We start from the raw sequence: 17,559 nt of genomic DNA, 5'->3' as shown, positions 1-17,559 counted from the left end.
TCATGATGAAGACAGCTGTGGTCACGGCCGGCACGGGGGGCATCGGCTTGGAGACCGCGCTGGGGCTGGCGGCCGCCGGGCTCGCGGTCACTGTGGTCGGGCGCGACGCCGAACGGGGAGCCAGGGCGGTTGAGCGGATCAACGCGACACGACCCGCGCACCCCGGCCGGTTCCTGTCCGCGGACCTCGCCTCACTCGACCAGGTCCGCGCGCTGGCCGCCCGCATCGCCGCCGAGCACGCCGCGTCGGGGGAACCCCTGACGGTGCTGGTCAACAACGTTGGGGCGATGTTCGCCGAGCGCGCGGACCTGGGCGGCATCGAGGCGTCGTTCGTCGTCAACCACCTCTCGCCGTACCTGCTGACCGAACTGCTGCTGCCCACGCTCACCGCCGGGGCGCCGAGCAGGATCGTGAACGTGACCTCGGGCTCGGTCGGCGCCGCCAAGCGGGTGTTCGACGCCGTCGAGCCGCCGGGCGGCTACTACGGCTTCCACTGGTACGGCCGCGCCAAGCTCGCCAACCTCGCCTACACGCTCGACCTGGCGAGGCGGCTGGACGGCACGGGCGTGTCAGTCTTCGCCGCCGATCCCGGAGGCGCCGCGACCGACATGACCCACGGCACCCTGACCGACCCGAAGATTGTCTCTCCTGCCCTGCGCCTGCTGTGGCCGCTGGTACGCCGCAAGTTCGAACGCTCCACCTCCGGTCCGGCGTCCGCGGCGGCCAGGTCCTCGATCACCGCCGCCACCGACCACGCGCTGACCGGCCGGACCGGTCTCGTCATCGGGCCCCAGGCACGCCCCGTCGCCCCGTTCCGTGCGGCGACCGACCGCCGCATCGCCGAGGCCGTACGCCTGCTCAGCGAAACCCACGCACCTGTGGCGGCCAGAGCGGACGTATGACCACCCGCAGGTGCGTCGCCGGGCGCCCGCCGGTCACATGATCAGCACCGGCCCGCTCTCGTCGCTCTCCCGCAAAACACGTCGCACTCCCGCCGCTCCCCGCTCTACAGCCAGGTCCCCCGGGAAACGCCCGCGTAGGATCGGACGACGAGCCCGTGAACCAAGACGAGCAACCCGGATTCTCCCCACATGACGAGCACACAGCTGCGCAAAGACGCCGCCCGCAACTGGGAGCGGATCGTCGCCGTCGCCCGAGACCTGGTCGACCAGGGCACGGCATTGCAGCTCAACGACATCGCACGCCGGGCAGGCCTCGGCGTCGCCACGGTCTACCGGCACTTCGCCACCCCCGAGGCACTGCTGGAGACCGTCGCCGCTCCCTGCCTGGAAGCCCTGGCCGCGCACGGCGAGCAGGCTTTGGCCGACACCGACCCCCGGCGTGCGCTGGAGGGCTTCCTGTACCGCATCGTCGAAGCACAGGTCACCGACGCCGCCCTGCCCCCGGTCGCCGCGGCGACCACGGACGCCCTGCCGCGCACCACGGAACTCAAGAAGTCACTGGCGTCCGCCTGCACCACACTGCTCGAGCGGGCCCGCGATGCCAGAGCCATCCGCTCCGACCTCGCCGCCGCCGACCTCGTCCCGCTCATGTGCGGTGTCGCCCACGCCGTGACCGTCCACGGCGGCACCCCCACCGACCGGGTCGACACCGCCCGCCGTTACCTCGCCACCCTGCTCGAAGGCATGCGCCCCACACCGCCGAACACGTCCGCCCTGACCTGATCACTCCCACCGGCAGGCGCAAGGACCGGAACCCGGGGCTGGCCACCATTCGCGAGCAGGGCCGATCACTCCCAGGGCGCCGTTCACGAGCGGCGAACGAAGTGGCGTGCAACTGAGCGGATACCGTGCGGACGCGTGTCTGGTACATGCCTTCTGAGCACGGACGTATCAGCGCGGGGGCGCGCCCTGTTTGCGGGCGGTCCGGCGATCGGGGGCTTTGGGATCCCCGGCTTTCGTGACCACGGCGGGCGGGACCAGCACCGCCGGGATCGAGACCGTCGTCCCGTTGGACACGACGGCCGTGCCGTACACGGTCCTGCCGCCCGCGACCTCGACCGCCAGCCTGGCGGCGGCCGCCGCCTGAGCCGCGACGTCGGTGCGCACGGTCGCCGTCCGCGTGCCGGTGCCCGGCCGGCCGTCATATCGGATCAACGGCACCCCGGCCAATCCCGACTTCGCCATCTCGGCCGCAACGGCCTCCGCCGCCGCTTCGCTCGCGCAGCACACGCCCGCCACCTTCGCCGCCCCGCCGAGCGCGGCGACTGCCGCGGCCACCTCGCGCCCCGCCTCGCCGGGCGCCGTCAGGTCCCGCTCCCAGCCGATCGCCACCCGGCCGTCGAGCACGGCGTGCAGGCCCCGTTTCACCGCCGCGGCGTACGGATCCGAGGCGGGCCCGTTGAGGAGCAGCACCGGCCCCGCCACCCTCATGGCGCGGAGCAGGGCCAGCGCCTGCTCCCGCCCGACGCGCGCCGGGTCCGTCGCCACGTAGGCGTCCACCGGTCCGTTGGCCAGCCGGTCGTAGGCGATCACCTTCGCCCCGGACAGCTTGGCCCTGGCCACCCAGGGAGCGGCGGCCCCGGGGTCCACCGCGCCGAGGACCAGCACCCGCACGCCGTCGGCCAGCATCCGGCCGACCTGCCGCGCCTGCCTGGTACGGTCGCCCGCGGCATTCGCGTACCGGACGTCGCAGCGCGGGCAGAGGGACGCCAGAGCCCGGGTGAACAGAGACCTGTCCGGTCCTTCGGCGGGGAGCAGCAGTCCGACGGTGAAGCCATCCCGCACATCGCCGACCGCTCCGAGCTCCGTTCCCCGTTCCTGCCCGTCCGGGCCGCAGGCGGGAAGGGACATCAGGAGCAGCACGCAGACGCCCGCCAGTCGTCTCCCCACGGGGCACCCCCGATTCGTTGCGGAGCCACGTTTCGCAGAGCCGTCTTGTGGAGCGGTGTCGCCTCAGGAGTCACATACCCCGACATACGCCGCATAACTCCCAAAAGGTCAGCCCCTGGCCCAGGGGGGACGATCACCGGCACGCTGATCGGCGGAGATTACGCCCAGGGCCGAAGGCCGCCGCTCGCCGATCCCCTCAGCCGCTAAGTTGTGAGAGACTCCACCATTGCGGGGCGGTAGCTCAGCCGGTCAGAGCATCGGACTCATAATCCGTGGGTCGTGGGTTCAAGTCCCACCCGCCCTACCACGTTGATCAGCGAAACGCTGCCTGAGCTGTGGTTTGTTCATGGATCATGCCTGCCTGGCATGCAGCCGTAGGCCGCCGAGAGCCGCCGTTTGTCGCCAGTCGCGGGATATACGCGGGATGACCTTGGTCGCGTTTCCCCAGGTCGCGATGCGGTTTCCGACGCCTTTGTGGGATGAGACCGACCCCCTGGAAACGCCGAAGGGTCCCGGGGTGACCCGAGACCCTGAGACGATGCTGTAGGCGTTCACCCGACGAGGGCCGCCTGTATCCGCTGATTGGCGATCTCACGCTGTCCGTCGATGCACTTGGCGTAGACCCGAAGCATGACGTCAATGCCGTGACCGGCTCGCTCCGCCGCTTCCGGGGCGTGGACCCCTGCGTTGAGCCAGAGGGACACGGCCGCGTGACGCAGGTCGTACGGCCGGGCCGCGAGGGGCGAGGCGACCTGCTCGGGCGTCAGCGCGTACGTTCGAGCCTCCTTCCAGATCTTCGCGTAGGCCGAGGCCGAGATGACGCCGCCAGTCCGCGTGCGGAAGAGCCGGCCGTCCTTGGCCGTGCCGTACGTCTCCAGGTGCGTGCGCAGGATCGTGACCAGCTCCGGCGGGATGGGGACGATCCGCGTCGTGCCCTCCGCACGGTGCTTGAGGCCCCGTTCGTCGAACCCCTCCCCTGAGTCGGTGAACCGCTTGCCGCTCTGCGGCCGGGTCTTCTCCAGGGTCAGCAGACCCCAGCCGGACGAGGGCAGGTGACAATCCTTCTCACGTAGCCCGGCCGCCTCGGCGGGGCGCAAGCCGCCGAAGTACATGCAGGCGAACATCGCGGCCAGCATCGGCCCGCGCGTCCGGCCGCAGTAAGTGAGCGCGACGAGGAGCTCCCGCCCCTGGGCCGGGTTGACGACGGACCGCCGGTCTACCTCGCCGCTCGTCTTGGGGCGGCGCAGTTTCACCCGGTCGAGCGGATTTGCCGAAAGCTCTTCCAGCTCCACCGCGTACTCCAGGGCGTGATGGAACACCGCCCGCTTACGCCGGAAGGTGGACGCCGCCGCGGCCTTGCCATCAAGCGGCGGCGCTTCGCGCCGCCTCGCGGCCCTGCGCCCGCTCGGCGGCCGGGCATGCGGCCTGAGGGCCGGTCCCGGCCGCCGGCAGCTCTGGGCCGATCGCACCTGGGATTCAGGCCGCTCCTTCGCCTAGTCTAGGAAAGTAAACCCAGTTTACTAACTCACTTCCCAACAGCCGAGACCCATCTGTGATTAGATCAATTGCGCGCGAGGAGACGGGTGACGCCTGCAACGACAGCGGTGGCGAGTAGCCAGCCGAATAGGACTATCATAGATGCGACCCATTGCGCTAGCCCTTGTTGTTTGAAGGCACTTTCCTGACCGAGGCTAATTATCGGTAGCAGCATGTCAGCCGTGTACAGCACGGGGTTGTAGTCGGGATGTTCACCCGTCTTAATCGGTATGGGGCGATGGTGGGTGAAGAACAAGCTACCGCTGGCCATTAGCGCCGCGATCCATAGGGCCGCACGCCCAGGCCTATAGCCATACCCAACCATGCCATCGAGGAAGTAACCCATAAGCTTCGCATACCATGGACGAGTAGAACGATAGTGGCGTTGCTTAGCCAGCAGTACTCGCCTAGCCTCCTCATCATGCCCATGACGGCGGTAATAGGCAGCTAGTTGCTCATACGGCTGAGCAGAGTATTCCTTCATGCCTCGTCGAAGCCAGCGAAGGCGGCGATACGCCGCCAGATCGGGCTCCAGATCGTTGTAGACCAGCTCGTTCAAGTCGAGGTCAGTTGGCCAGCAGTCAGGGTCATCAAACAGTCTGCTCACCCGGGCACCATTGAAACTAACCGTCCCCTCGGCGAGAAACTTATCACCTATGGATAACAACGCCGCCTCAACGCCTGAACATTGCAAGGCCACCCCTTGGGGATTACTAAGATGTGCGCCATTAAAGCTAAGTTGGCTGCCGATTCGAGCGCCGGTTAGGCGGACCTGTCCTTCTGCCCGGAAGCCGTCCCCCAAAAACAGATCCACTCCAACGACCAACCGATCAGCGGTAAGCGCCGCCCCCGCAGCGTTAGTCAGGTGCGCGCCCTCGAAGTCGAGCTGACCGGCGATATGCGCGCCGAGGAGACGAACTTCGCCTTCCGCCCGGAAGCCCTCGCCGCACGACATCAGCCCCTCAACGGTAATACCATCGGCAGCGAGAGCTACTCCATCGGCGTTACTGAAATGCGCACCATCGAAAGTAAGTTGACCGGTAATGCAAGCGCCGACAAGACGCACGCTTCCTTCCGCCCAGAAGCTTGCCTTGCACGACATCAGCCCTTCAACGGTAATACCATCGGCAGCGAGAGCTACTCCACTGGGGTTACTGAGGTGCGCACCATTGAGGTTGAGGTGGCTCCCTACCCGGACGCCGAGAAGCCGCACCTCTCCTTCTGCCCGGAAGCCGTCCCCCAAAAACAGATCCACTCCGACGACCAACCGATCAGCGGTAAGCGCCGCCCCGGCAGCGTTAGTCAGGTGCGCGCCCTCGAAGTCGAGCTGACCGGCGATATGCGCGCCGAGGAGACGAACTTCGCCTTCCGCCCGGAAGCCCTCGCTGCATAACATGAGTCCATCAACAGTAACACCATCGGCAATGAGAGCCGTCCCGTCCGGGTTACTGAAATAGGCGCCATTAAAGCCGAGTTGGCTGCCTATACGAGCACTGATAAGGCGAACTTCTCCTTCTGCGTGGAACCCATTTCCGCATGACATGGCGCCGTCAACGGCGATCCCCTCGGCGGCGAGAGCCACTTTTTGGGGGTTGATCAGTCGGGCTCTTTCAAAGCTAAGTTGACCTGCAACGTGAGCGCCGACGAGGAAAACTTGTCCTTCTGCCCGGAAGCCCTCTCCACACGACATGTCACTCTCAACATGTAGACGGCCACCATTGAGAGCTATCCCATTAGGGTTAGTAATGTGTGCGTCATCGAGGATAAGTTGACCGACGACATGGGCACCAGAGAGGCGGAGCTCTCCTTCTATCTTCAAGCCGTCGCAACGCATATCACCATTAACGATCAGGCCATCAGCGACAAGGGCATTTCCATTAGCATTGAGAAGCCGCACTCCTGCAAAATCAGCTTGGCCTGCGATGCGAGCACTATGGAAACGCACTTCTCCTTCCGCCTGGAAGTCCCCTCGGCAAAATAGATTGCCACCGACATCGAGTCCATCGGCGAGGAGAGCTACTCCGTTAGGGTCACTCATATGTGCGCCGATAAAGCTGAGATCGCCCGCGATCCGAGCCCCACTAAGACGGACTACTCCCTCTGCCAGGAAGCCCTCTCCGCAGTACATATCCCCCTGAACACTCACGCCGTCGGCGACAAGGGCATCCCCATCGGGATTGCGAATCTGCGCCCCACTGAAGCTGAGTTGACCCGTAATATTAGCATTGGTCAGTGTGATGCTTTGGATAATGCATTCATTCAGGCGGAGATGCCCTTCGATTTTAGTGTCGCTCGCATCTAGGCTCGGCATGACACACCCAATCAAGGACATAGTGCGGAGAACTGCCTCGTCCAGCCATATGGGCTCATCGAACCAGCAGTCCTTCAGCAGCAAAGGTGCCCGCACTTGCGCATGACCGAGTGACAACGCACCGGTCACTCGGACGCCTCCCAAGCACAGTGCCGTCACTCGCCCGGGAAGTGGCTGCACATCTGTCAGCAACAAAGCTGCGATGACCTCGGCTCGCACCTGCCGCTCGTGATCCCACCCGCCACCCCGATGGGGATCATCCTTCTCCGGATCGCCTGTCCGTAGGTCGGTGACTTCACCCCGGACAAAGGCCTCACACATCCGTCGTTCTACATTCGACAGTTCCCCGAGTTCCCAGTCAGAGGTGAACGGCATCTCAGTAGTCATGGGGACATTCTCTCGAATCGCCCCAACTTGTCATGTAGTTTCGCGAACAAGTTGACACCTCCGTTAGGGGCGCTCCGGCTCCAGGTGATCACCAAGAGCCTGCTCATCGTGGCCGGGCCCCAGATGGCTGAGGTAGGGGGCCCGATCACCCCGCCCGCTACCGACCGGGGACAAGCCGAGCAGAATGCCAAGCTGATAGCGTGCGCTTTCCCAGCAGCCCTTACGATCGCCTTGCTGTGACTGATCGCCGTACAGGCTGGGGGCGATCGACGGTCCATGCCTCGTTCCTCGGCCCGGCCCACCGGAACCCGGGTAACTGTCCGTCTCGCTGAGCGGCCCGCCGGGCTTCAAGGCACCGTCGCCGCGCCGGTGTCCCGAGCTATTGCCGAAAGACCCCCACGGACCAACTCCACGGAGCATGGGCCGATGGAGGGAGCGGTATGGATCCGGTTTTGGGAGCCACCCGGACGGACGATCATGAACAGAGCCGGACGAACCTGAACGGCCGGAGTCCCTACGAGCAGCGATGCGAACGGCTCCGAACGACCTTGGAGATTGTTTGGGGACCTTGTAAACAGAAGGTGTCACTGTACGTCACGCGGGATATGCACGGGATGATCTCCCCGGTAACGAGCGATCAGCCTCACAAGTTCGCAGGTCAGCGACCATGAACACGGGGAAAAGATCCTTCACTCATAATCCGTGGGTCGTGGGTTCAAGTCCCACCCGCCCTACCACGTTGATCAGCGAAACGCTGCCTGAGCTGTGGCTTGTTCATGGATCATGCCTGCCTGGCATGCAGCCGTAGGCCATATGCGGGATGAGACCGACCCCGGAAACGCCGAAGGGTCCCCGTTGAGCCAGAGGGACACGGCCGCGTGGCGCGGGTCGTACGGCCGGGCCGCGAGGGGCGATGGGTGGCTTGCCGTCCGGTGGGCGGCGATCAGTGGCAACGGATGTCCCATCCGGGACCGGTGCTGTCGAGGATCTCGATGATGAAATCGACAGGCCAGCCGCCATCGAACCTGCTCAGGCGCTTGGGGAAGTAGATCCTCACGTAGGCGTGGCCCCCGTCGACGCCAGGGATGTTCGCCTGCTCGTAATAGCGCGCGATCTCCTCCTCCGAGAGTTCGGTGCTGAGCGCGAACCTGACGAGGTAGTCGCAGTGATTTCCGTTCCCTCGAAGTGCCACCGAACCTTGCGCGCTGTCCTCGACCCTCGTCATAGGAGGAAGCGGGTAGTCATAGAAGCGCTGGGTGAAGTCGTTCAACTTCCCGTTGTGAACCCATATGGGGATCACGACAGCCAGGAGCAGCGCGATCACCGGCAGCAGGAGCACCGCCGCGAGACAGCCGCACCCACACGCTTTCAACGACCGCTTCTTGCGAGGAAACGACTCGTCGCCTGCGGGAGTGACAATCTCCACGGCACCATCCAAGCTGGTTTCGTCACGGGATAGACATCTTCCAACTCATGAAGATCACCAAGCAAGGCCACGCTCACCACGAGGAGCACCGTCCCCCGGGCCGGGCACAGTGGCCGGCACGCCGACGGCGTGATCGTCGGCAGGTGGTCGATGCGTTCTGCCGGGTGCAGAGGACCGGGTCGTCGTGGCGGGATTCGCCCGAGCGGTAGGGGCTGTGGAAGGCGCCCACCGGCCGGTAGGGTCATCCGCGTGGATCTTGACGACATCGCCGCCCGGCTCGGGGTGCCCGTCGAGGACGTCGACCGCGTGCACCGGCTCGCCGGCGACCGGCCGTCGGCTTCGCTGCCCGCGAAGGCCGACGCGCCCGCGATCCTCGCCCGGCTCGCGGTGCGGCCGGACGACGCCGCCGAGATCATGGAGGGCTGGCCCGACCCCGGCTCTCCACTCTGGACTCCGGAGCTGCGCTGGCTGCTCGACCGCTCGATCGCCCTGGTCCGTGCCGATCTCGGGGGCCATGGCTGGCTCCCGCCCGGTCCGGAGCTGCCGCGCGAACGGGGCCCGGCCTGGCGGCATCTCTACGTGTACGCGTACCTGGCCCTGGTCGACGTCGTAGGGGGGTACCACCGCGACCACGGCATCGCCGATGCCGTGTCGTGGGCGACCCTCGCGGATCTGGGCCGCAACCTCGCGATCGATCGGCGGATGCGCGGCGAGGGCTGGCCGGTCATGCAGAGCTGGCTGACGCTGCACGCGCGCGGCGGCGTCTACGAGCTGGGCCGGTTACAGCACCAGCGCGGCGACACCGCCATCGGCCTGCACATCCCCGAGACGGGGCCGCTGACCCCGGAGGCGATCGATGCGTCGCTCGACGAGGCCCGCGCGTTCTTCCCGCGCCACTTCCCCGACGAGCGCTACACGGCGTTCTCCTGCGGCTCATGGCTGCTCGACCCGCAGCTGCTGGAGTACCTGCCCGAGGACTCCAACATCGCCCGCTTCCAGCGGAGGTTCGAGCTGGAGCCCTACGAGGAGCCGGAAGGAATCGACGCCGACGTCGAGGTGCTGCGGTTCGTGTTCCGCACCCTGACCACTCCGCTCGACCAGCTGCCGCGCCGCACCGTGCTCCAGCGCGCGGTCGTCGACCACCTGAAGGCCGGCCGCCACTGGCGCTGGCGCAGCGGCCACTTCCCGATCTAGTCGCACTCCCAGGGGTTTCGTCGAGACATCCCGCCACATCCTGCTGAGCGTGCCGGGCCGGGCCGATCGCCCTTGCCCCGCACAGGTTGTCCACGTCAGGGCTTTCGCTCCGCACGCAGCGGAAGGCCTTGGCGGAGCAATGCGGTCAGTCCGGCCAGGTCTCCTCGGAGCAGAGCACCCGAGCGGCCTCGTGGGGTTCGGCGTCGCGGACGAGGTAACACCCGTCATCCCTGCCGAGCAGGGTCACGATGCCCGAGGCTAGGACACGGCGACCATGGGGGTCACGCAGGTGCACGATCCTGCCGGCCAGAAGGTTGCCGTCCTCCGGATCGCCGTCGGGGGTCTCCCTCTCCCAGCGCCACATCCGGTAGGTGCCACCCGTGGCCTTGTCCCGGAGGTCATGCTCCTCATGGGGAATCCGAAAGGTGGGCGCATCATCGGGGTTCAAAGCGCAGGAGATTGGATCCCCGTTGACCAGTCCCGGAAGCAGCATGGCCACCAACTGCGTGCTACCAGGGAGTCGGAACTTCTCCGGCCGCATCGCCGCCCACTGTCCGGCCGTCGTGACGGGGACGGGCACCCGGCATGGCTCCTGCGGTGGCGCGGATCCGATCGGTGCCCTCGGTTTTATGTGGACGAGTGGGTCGAAGACATCGCGGATCGGCCAGAACCGGAACAACCACCTGGTGTCGTCCACGTCCACGTGCGCGGTCAGGCCGTACTCGAAAAGAGGAGGGCCGATCAGGAAGTCACGACCGCTGTCGTCCATCACGCCCATCTGGATCACTCCGGTGTCGGCAGTGAAGGTCAGCTGCTCGATCGGCCTCCACGAGGGCCCCGCGTCGGGTGGTTCGGCGTTCCATGCCTCCAACTGGAGGGTGGCGGTGTAGTGAAGGGCCTCCAACTCGTCGTCGCGGAACTCCGGGCATTCGGTGCCGCCGTAGACACAGAGCCCGCCGTACTGCACGTAGAGCTCCTCGTCGAGATGCCGGATCATGCGGGCCACTGGTGTCCTTCCGGTCGTCGCGATAACCGGAGGCAGCATGCCCTACGGCACCGACAGAACTCCGTTCACATAGCCGCCCGTTCTCTTGATCGCAAGGAGCGCGCTTGGTTCCTTCCGGTGAGCACGGGTCGGGCGAGCCCCTGCCTCGAGGGCGGCTAGAAGGCCAGTGCAGCGTCGGCGAGGACGTGAGCGGTGCGGCGGCCGGCTTCGATGGCGTGCCGCACGCGGGCAGGCGTGCAGCGCCCCCGCTCGGGGTCGTACTCGGTCATCACGATGCCGGCGTGATCCGTCTCCGCTTCGATCAGAGTCGCCCGCCAGCCGCGCTCTCGCAGGGCGTTCGCGAACCTGCGGGACTTCTCCACGTCCACGATGGCGTCCCGGGTCCCGTGCACCAGCCAGAACGGAATGGGCTCGATCTGCGTCACCGCCACGTCGTCGAGGGGGACGCGGCCCGTCGAAGGCGCGGGAGCATCGAACCCGGAGGCGATCGCGACCACTCCAGAAGGCCTCCAGCGCCCGAGGCCGGCACCGTCGACGCCGACGCCCGCGGCGGCCTTCCCTCCGAGGGACCACCCGGCCAGGACGATGCGGGCGGCGTCACCGCCGAAAACACCGGCGTTGTGCCGAACGAAGACGATCGACTCCCACAGGTGGGCTCGCCCACCGTCCGGCGCGTCGGATCGCCAGTCGGGGACGAACACCGCGACGCCCCGCTCCGCGACCGCGCGTGCCAGCGGTTCGAGCACGTCCCGCTCGTCGGGTCCTCTGCCATGCCAGAGCAACACGACCGGCCGAAGCGCGGAACCGTCACATCGGTAGACGTCGAGACCCTTGCCGCTCGGTCCGTAGACGACGCCGCGTTCCACCCGAACATCCGCCACCGTTGCCCTCGCAGTCCATGTCTCGCTGATTCACGTCCCGCCCTCGGACACGTACCTACAAGGTCGTGTCACCATCGGCGGCTGTCGCGACCCGGCTGACAACCGCCCTCGCTGCCTCGACGGCGGTCACGGCAACCTCGAGAACGCGCGCGATTTCCGTCAGCAGTTCACCGTAATACGCCGGACGGGGCCGGGGACCAGCTCCGGCCGAGCACGCGCGTCCGCAACCAATTCGCCTCAATGATGTGGAAGGCATTCGCCGGCCGGCGTAAAGGGATGGTCGTCGCAGGGAAATGGCCCGACAAGCCCTTTGAGTTAGGTGTGTTTTCTGTTGGGGAAAGCGGTTGTTTGCGCATTGCTGGGTGACTGTGTCTTTTGTTACCTCTAGCGTGAGAATCAGGGTCTGGATCCAAGGTTCGATGGATCGATTCGCGCTCCGTGTATCGGGATTCCCGATGACAGTCACGGAGTCGACGGAGTGATACTCATGCTCAAGGAAGCACTGGCTGCTGGCGTAATCACAGCGTCGGCCCTCATCGTCCCGGCGACGATGCAGACGCAGCCGGTCAATGCCGCCGGCAACACCACGCAAATCACGCAGAGTCCGACACAGCCCTGCCCTGGAGGTAAATGCCGGGGCAGGGAGCGCCACCGGCAGTACGGCCAGTATGGCCCTCAACGCGAACGTGAACGCGGACGAATCGAAGAGCGCGGACGCGAACGCGGACGCATGGAAGAACGCGCACGCGAACGCGGCCGTGAACGCGGACGAATCGAAGAGCGTGCACGTGAACGCGGACGCATGGAAGAACGCGCACGCGAACGCGGACGTGAACGCGGACGAATCGAAGAGCGTGCACGCGAACGCGGACGCATGGAAGAACGCGCACGCGAACGCGGACGCTGACCGTGGCAGCGGCATCAGCAAGCGGGGAGAGTGAGGCAGCAAGAGCAGCAAGGACCTAACCGTACATTGAACCTGCCGGACCCGCCTGCCCCACGAGGTAGCAGCCTCGCGGGGCTCCCCCTTTTCCGCTGAAGCCGGCGCGGCCTGCTCGTCCGCGATTTCGCGGTGGCTTTTACGGCTGCGCCTCAATCACCGGCGATGACGTCCTGCGGTAGACGGACACATGCGAACGCGACTCGGCGGTGAATTCGGTTCCCGTCCAGTCCGCATGCCTGGACTCCAGCTCGAACCCGGCCAGTTGGCCCATGAGGTCGAGTTCGGCCGGCCAGATGTAACGATGAGGGCTGCGGAACAGCCGGGCCTGCTCGCTCTCGTCGAAGTGAAAGTGGTGCGACACGATGTGTTGCCGCAGCACGTCGTAGGTGTCGAGACCGATGTAGCCGGCTTCGCCATGCCACACCACGGCCTGCTGTCCCGGCGGAAGCTTGCGCAGCTCGGGCACCCAGAGCTCGATCACGAAGCGGCCCCCGGGTGTCAGGTGCCGGGCGGCGTTGCGAAAGCACGCCACCTGCTCGGCCTGGGTGAGCAGATTGGAGATCGTGTTGTAGACGAGGTAGACGAGCGTGTACTCCCCCGGAGCGACGGCGGTCGCCATGTCCCCGACGACGACCGGGATCGTCGCGTCGTCCACCTTCGTACGCAACTGATCGATCATCGGACGTGACAGCTCGATGCCGGTGACGGGCACTCCACGTTCGGCGAGCGGTACGGCCACGCGACCGGTTCCGATGGCGAACTCCAGCGCCCGCCCGTCGCCCGCGAGTTCGGCGAGGCGATCGACGGCCGGCCCGAGGACCTCGGGCGCGAACATCCCGGTGCCCGGCGTGTCATAGCGCCGAGCGGTGGCGGCGTCCCAGATCTCCTGCTGTCGCATGCCCCTAACGATCGCCACCGGCGTACGGGCGTGTCCAAGGGTTTTCCGGCACGGAAGGTTCGATCGTCTGGTTGTGCGTCCGCGATGGCGGCCATTAACGTCAGCCATGTGGTCGAAGATCGTCCGGCGTAGGACGAGGTGTTCCACGCCCTGGCTCACGACGCGCGGCGCATCATGCTGCCCCGGCTCGCCACCGGCGTGCTGACCGTCGGGAAGCTCGCCGAACCGCTGCGGATGTCGCCGGTGGCGGCGTCCAAGCACGTGAAGGTGCTTGAGAACGCCGGACCGGTGCAACGCACGGTCGTGGGACGCCGGCACGTGTGCCGGCAGCGGCCGGGCCTTCTCGCGAGCGCCGGCGGATGGCTGCGCTCGCACGAGCGGTTCCGGGATGACCGCCTGGGCGCGCCGCGGCAGGTCCTCGACCGTCCACCCCCACCCATCGAGGAGGCGTCATGATCGCTGAGTCCGCGACCTGCCCCGCCGTACGGCGCGAGCGGACGCCGGCCGCACCCCCGGATACCGTCCACCGCGATCGGCTCGACGGGCTCACCGTGGAGGTGACGCGGTGACGGCCGACCTGAGGCCCGCGGCGGACAGGCTCGCGGCGATCATCCGTGACGTGTCCGACGACCGGCTCACCGGGCCGACACCGTGCGAGGGCATCACGGTCGGCGAGCTGCTCGATCACATCGACGGCCTTTCCGTCGCGTTCGCCGCGGCCGCGCGGAAGATCCCGCTGGAAGGCGGCGGCCGGCCCCCGGTGCCGGACGCGTCCAGGCTGGGCGAGGACTGGCGCGACCGCATCCCGGCCCGCCTCGCCGAGCTGGCCGAGGCGTGGCGGGACCCGTCCGCGTGGACCGGCACGGCCGAGATAGGCGGCGGCGTGCTGCCGGCCGAGGTCGCCGGGACGTCCGCACTCGACGAGATCATCGTGCACGGCTGGGACCTCGCCGTCGCCACCGGCGCCGCCTACCCCGCCGACGACCCCGCCCTCGACGAGGCCGTGCACCGGGTGCACCAGTGGGTCGGCGCCGTCGTCGCCGAGCACCCGCAGGGGAGCCCCGGCCTGTTCGGACCGCCGGTGCCGGTGCCCGCCGACGCTTCGCCGCTGGAGCGGCTACTCGGGCTCACCGGCCGCGACCCCGCCTGGAAGCCCCGGTGAGACGCGTCCGCTGAATCCGGTTCCGGGCGCCCGCCGCGCGGGGCACGCAGCGGGCGCCCGACGGGAGGTCCGGGAGGAACACCCCGGAGGGGGCCGGCGACCGGAGCGTCAGGAGATCTGCCGGTCGCGGCCCGCGAAGAACCCGGCGACGATCTGCGGCAGCATGAGGCACACCACGAAGGCCAGCGGCGCCCGCCAGCCGCCGGTGTGCTGGTAGAGCGCTCCGACCAGGATGGGCCCGGGAATCGACAGCAGGTAGCCGGCGCTCTGCGCGAAGGCGGACAACCGGATCACCGTCGCGCCGTCCCGGCCACGCATCGCGATCATCGTGAGAGCCAGCGGGAAGGAGCAGTTGGCCACGCCGAGCAGCACCGCCCACAACCAGGGCGCGGCGGCGGGAGCCGCCCACAGTCCGGCGTACCCGACGAGTCCGAACGCGCCGAGCAGGACGGCGATGCCGCTCTGGTTCCGCAGCCGTCCGGCGAGGGCGGCCAGGACGAACGACAGCGGCACCCCGAGCACCGAGGTGAGGGCGAACAGCAGGCCGGCGGTCTCCGCGGACAGTCCTGAGTCGCGGAAGATCTGGGGCAGCCAGCCCATGATGACGTAGGCGGAGGTGGCCTGCAGGCCGAAATACACGGCGAGCGCCCAGGCCGTGGGATTGCGCGCGACCCGTATGTGCGTCCCGCCCCTCGCGGCGGCGTCCCCACTCCCCGGCTGCGCGACCGGCCGCCCGAGCTGCTGCACGGGCTCCTGCGTGGCCGGCTGCACGCGCTCCTGCGCAACCGGCCGCCGGCCGTCACGGGTGAGTGCGAGCCAGGGCGGCACGGCGACGGCGGCGAGGACGGCCCAGACGCCGAGACCGGCACGCCAGTCACCGCCGAACGCGCCGGCGAGCGGGACGGTGACGGCCGCGGCGGTCGAGGCGCCGAGGTTGAGCGCCATGGAATACAGGCCGGTCATCATGCCGACCCTGTCCGGGAAGCGCTGCTTCACCACGACCGGCAGCAGCACGTTGGCGACCGCGATCCCGGCCAGCGCGAGACCGCTCAGCGTGAGGAAGAAAGGTGTGTTCGCGACGAACGGGCGCAGCGCGAGCCCGGCCGTGACCGCCGCCATCCCGGCGAGGACGACGCCGTCCGGTCCGTGCCGGCGGGCCAGGCGGGGGGCGGCCGAGCCGACCAGCGCGAAGCACACGGCCGGCACGGACGTGAGCAGTCCGGCGAGGGTGGCGCTCATCCCGAGGGCCGCGCGGGCCTCTTCGAGTACGGGTCCGAGACTGGTGACGGCGGGCCGGAGGTTGAGCGCGGCCAGCACCAGGGCGGCGAGCGCCAGACGGTGGGTCCACGTGGTGGACCGGGTGCGGCCCTGCGACTTCATCCTCACAACCACCGGGTCATCCTAGGATGATCCGGTCATTCCACCTGCGCCGGGTCGCCCCAGAAGCCACGGCTCGTCCCACGTCGGCGTCTCATTCGGCACATCGTCCTAAATGGGGGCTTGACACCCCTTTTGTCACCGGAAAAAACTCGCTTCACAGCACGACACCCCCCGGACTGCGGCGCGTGAGCGCTCACGCGCCGCGAAGGAGACAGAATGAGGCGACTGTTCGCCGTTTTCGCGCTGGTCGCGGGCTTCCTGCTGGTGCCCGCGGGTGCCGACGCCGCCGTCGCGAACGTGGCCCCCTCGGCCACCGCCTCCGCCTCCTACACCTCTCCCTGGGAAAGTGTGGCCGCGATCAACGACGGCATCGCCCCGGATCGGTCCGGCGACACGCGGAACCGCCGCTGGGGCACCTGGCCCCACGCCGGGGAACAGTGGGCCCTGCTGACCTGGCCGTCCGCCCAGACGATCTCCTCGGTGCAGGTCTACTTCTTCGACGACGGAGGCGGCGTACGGCTGCCGGCCTCGTGGCAGCTCCAGCGCTGGGACGGCGGCGCCTACGTGGACATCCCCGCCACCTATCCCACGATGGCCGACACCTACAACACCGTCACGTTCCCCGCCGTCACCACCACCCGCCTGCGCGTCGTTCTGCGCAGCGGCCAGGCCTCGGTCGGACTGCTGGAGATCAGGGCGCTCGCCGACACCGCCGGCCGGCAGAGCGGCTGGAGCCCGCCCGCCGCCCTGGTCGCGCCGCTCGACGAGGTCTGGCGGCACGTCGAGTCCACGGGCACCGGCCCGTACGACTTCCGCAACTACGGCTGGGACCAGATCATGGCCAACGGAGGCAGCGTCAATTACTGCGTCCGCTGGGACTCCACCGCCCCGGTGTCGGCGGAGCTGCGCGACGGGATCCACGCAGCGCTGGCCCGTTCGTTCAAGAAGTGGATGGACATAATGGCCGGCCACAACGGCTGGCCGTACGCCGAGGTGCCCGTGAAGGTGGTCGGCTGGGCCGTACGCGACCGCGCCCTCCTGCAGTGGAGCGACGACTCGGTGGACGTGTACGTCGGCGACATGCGCGAGGACGCGCCGCAGTGCGCCGAGCCGTGCGCCCGCCTGTTCAACCAGTCGGGCGGCTACCCCGACTGCCCCGGCGGCGCCTCCCGCCACTACGACATGTCGCTGTGGCTCACCGAGGGCATGCAGGGCGGCATGGGAGGCGACTGGGGGCAGCGCGTCGGCAGCGAATACCTGGTCGGCAACCTCGGCAGCGACGACATCCACATCCTCCTGCACGAGATCGGACACAGTTTCGGTCTCAACGACTTCTACGACTGGACCCCGTCCGGCCAGTGCTGCTTCCTCATGAAGGCGGGCTCGGCCACCTCGATCACCGAGTTCGACGCGTGGATGCTGCGCGACGTCTGGCGGCATCTGAAGAGCCGCTACGGCTACTGACGCACGCATCCGGCCGGCCGGACTTCGACATCTGTCGAAAAGAGTCGCGATCAAGACAGAACGGACGTCCGAAGACATTCCACACGACCTGCCCCTAGCATCGCCGCCTGCGGGCCGAT

General features: G+C 67.8%; 15 protein-coding genes and 1 tRNA gene. 8 read left to right on the top strand and 8 right to left on the bottom strand.

Annotation, left to right across the window (positions count from 1 at the left end):
• Positions 1-2: 2 nt before the first annotated feature.
• On the top strand, positions 3-902 hold the full coding sequence (locus HHX41_RS01620) for an SDR family NAD(P)-dependent oxidoreductase (protein ID WP_182904517.1): 900 nt from the start codon (positions 3-5) through the stop codon (positions 900-902).
• A gap of 189 nt (positions 903-1,091) precedes the next feature.
• A complete protein-coding gene (locus tag HHX41_RS01615) occupies positions 1,092-1,685 on the top strand; it encodes a TetR/AcrR family transcriptional regulator (RefSeq protein WP_182904516.1) in 594 nt (197 codons plus the stop codon).
• Positions 1,686-1,853: 168 nt separating this feature from the next.
• Here the strand turns inward: HHX41_RS01615 and HHX41_RS01610 are convergent, their stop codons facing one another.
• The gene (locus HHX41_RS01610) at positions 1,854-2,852 is read right to left on the bottom strand and encodes a substrate-binding domain-containing protein (protein WP_182904515.1); all 999 of its coding nucleotides are present in this window, start codon (positions 2,850-2,852) and stop codon (positions 1,854-1,856) included.
• A 230-nt stretch (positions 2,853-3,082) separates the two neighbouring features.
• On the opposite strand from HHX41_RS01610, the gene HHX41_RS01605 reads away from it, so the two are divergent.
• Positions 3,083-3,159: transfer RNA gene (locus tag HHX41_RS01605), tRNA-Ile, on the top strand.
• Between the two features lie 244 nt (positions 3,160-3,403).
• Here the strand turns inward: HHX41_RS01605 and HHX41_RS01600 are convergent.
• From HHX41_RS01600 to HHX41_RS01590, 3 genes are all read right to left on the bottom strand, one after another.
• Complete coding sequence (locus HHX41_RS01600; protein WP_310741715.1) at positions 3,404-4,171, bottom strand: tyrosine-type recombinase/integrase; 768 nt, start codon at positions 4,169-4,171, stop codon at positions 3,404-3,406.
• 242 nt (positions 4,172-4,413) lie between these two features.
• On the bottom strand, positions 4,414-6,828 hold the full coding sequence (locus tag HHX41_RS01595; RefSeq protein WP_182904514.1) for a hypothetical protein: 2,415 nt from the start codon (positions 6,826-6,828) through the stop codon (positions 4,414-4,416).
• Between the two features lie 1,201 nt (positions 6,829-8,029).
• Complete coding sequence (locus HHX41_RS01590) at positions 8,030-8,512, bottom strand: hypothetical protein (RefSeq protein WP_182904513.1); 483 nt, start codon at positions 8,510-8,512, stop codon at positions 8,030-8,032.
• 249 nt (positions 8,513-8,761) lie between these two features.
• On the opposite strand from HHX41_RS01590, the gene HHX41_RS01585 reads away from it, so the two are divergent.
• Positions 8,762-9,706, top strand: a complete 945-nt coding sequence (locus tag HHX41_RS01585) for an acyltransferase domain-containing protein (protein WP_182904512.1) — start codon at positions 8,762-8,764, stop codon at positions 9,704-9,706.
• A 145-nt stretch (positions 9,707-9,851) separates the two neighbouring features.
• Here the strand turns inward: HHX41_RS01585 and HHX41_RS01580 are convergent, their stop codons facing one another.
• Both HHX41_RS01580 and HHX41_RS01575 read right to left on the bottom strand, forming a co-directional pair.
• Positions 9,852-10,712: a hypothetical protein gene (locus tag HHX41_RS01580; RefSeq protein WP_182904511.1), complete on the bottom strand. Its 861-nt coding sequence runs from the start codon at positions 10,710-10,712 to the stop codon at positions 9,852-9,854.
• A gap of 155 nt (positions 10,713-10,867) precedes the next feature.
• A complete protein-coding gene (locus HHX41_RS01575) occupies positions 10,868-11,593 on the bottom strand; it encodes an alpha/beta hydrolase (RefSeq protein ID WP_182904510.1) in 726 nt (241 codons plus the stop codon).
• A gap of 668 nt (positions 11,594-12,261) precedes the next feature.
• Between HHX41_RS01575 and HHX41_RS01570 the strand changes: the two genes are divergently transcribed.
• Entirely contained in the window at positions 12,262-12,534 is a 273-nt protein-coding gene (locus HHX41_RS01570) for a hypothetical protein (protein WP_182904509.1), read from the top strand.
• Between the two features lie 138 nt (positions 12,535-12,672).
• On the opposite strand, the gene HHX41_RS01565 is transcribed toward HHX41_RS01570, so the two are convergent.
• Positions 12,673-13,434 (bottom strand): class I SAM-dependent methyltransferase, encoded by a 762-nt coding sequence (locus tag HHX41_RS01565; RefSeq protein ID WP_182904508.1) that lies wholly within the window; start codon positions 13,432-13,434, stop codon positions 12,673-12,675.
• 138 nt (positions 13,435-13,572) lie between these two features.
• On the opposite strand from HHX41_RS01565, the gene HHX41_RS01560 reads away from it, so the two are divergent.
• Both HHX41_RS01560 and HHX41_RS01555 read left to right on the top strand, forming a co-directional pair.
• Positions 13,573-13,890 carry an ArsR family transcriptional regulator gene (locus tag HHX41_RS01560; protein WP_220503626.1) on the top strand — a complete coding sequence of 106 codons (318 nt, stop codon included), beginning with the start codon at positions 13,573-13,575 and terminating at the stop codon, positions 13,888-13,890.
• A gap of 109 nt (positions 13,891-13,999) precedes the next feature.
• On the top strand, positions 14,000-14,596 hold the full coding sequence (locus tag HHX41_RS01555) for a TIGR03086 family metal-binding protein (protein WP_182904507.1): 597 nt from the start codon (positions 14,000-14,002) through the stop codon (positions 14,594-14,596).
• A gap of 108 nt (positions 14,597-14,704) precedes the next feature.
• Here HHX41_RS01555 and HHX41_RS01550 read toward each other — a convergent pair whose 3' ends face one another.
• Positions 14,705-15,988: an MFS transporter gene (locus HHX41_RS01550; protein WP_220503625.1), complete on the bottom strand. Its 1,284-nt coding sequence runs from the start codon at positions 15,986-15,988 to the stop codon at positions 14,705-14,707.
• Between the two features lie 204 nt (positions 15,989-16,192).
• Here HHX41_RS01550 and HHX41_RS39570 point away from each other — a divergent pair, with 204 nt between their 5' ends.
• On the top strand, positions 16,193-17,440 hold the full coding sequence (locus HHX41_RS39570) for a zinc-dependent metalloprotease (RefSeq protein ID WP_220503624.1): 1,248 nt from the start codon (positions 16,193-16,195) through the stop codon (positions 17,438-17,440).
• Positions 17,441-17,559 lie beyond the last annotated feature (119 nt).

The sequence above is a fragment of the Microbispora sp. H13382 genome, from assembly GCF_014161445.1.
Lineage (GTDB): Bacteria > Actinomycetota > Actinomycetes > Streptosporangiales > Streptosporangiaceae > Microbispora.
This window is presented reverse-complemented; position numbering and strand designations above follow the sequence as displayed.

What these genes read in the sequence shown, in the direction of transcription:
- HHX41_RS01565 (WP_182904508.1), bottom strand. Translation starts at nt 13,434, where the DNA reads ATGCGACAGCAGGAGATCTGGGACGCCGCCACCGCTCGGCGCTATGAC.
- HHX41_RS01620 (WP_182904517.1), top strand. Translation starts at nt 3, where the DNA reads ATGATGAAGACAGCTGTGGTCACGGCCGGCACGGGGGGCATCGGCTTG.
- HHX41_RS39570 (WP_220503624.1), top strand. Translation starts at nt 16,193, where the DNA reads ATGAGGCGACTGTTCGCCGTTTTCGCGCTGGTCGCGGGCTTCCTGCTG.
- HHX41_RS01615 (WP_182904516.1), top strand. Translation starts at nt 1,092, where the DNA reads ATGACGAGCACACAGCTGCGCAAAGACGCCGCCCGCAACTGGGAGCGG.
- HHX41_RS01570 (WP_182904509.1), top strand. Translation starts at nt 12,262, where the DNA reads ATGGCCCTCAACGCGAACGTGAACGCGGACGAATCGAAGAGCGCGGAC.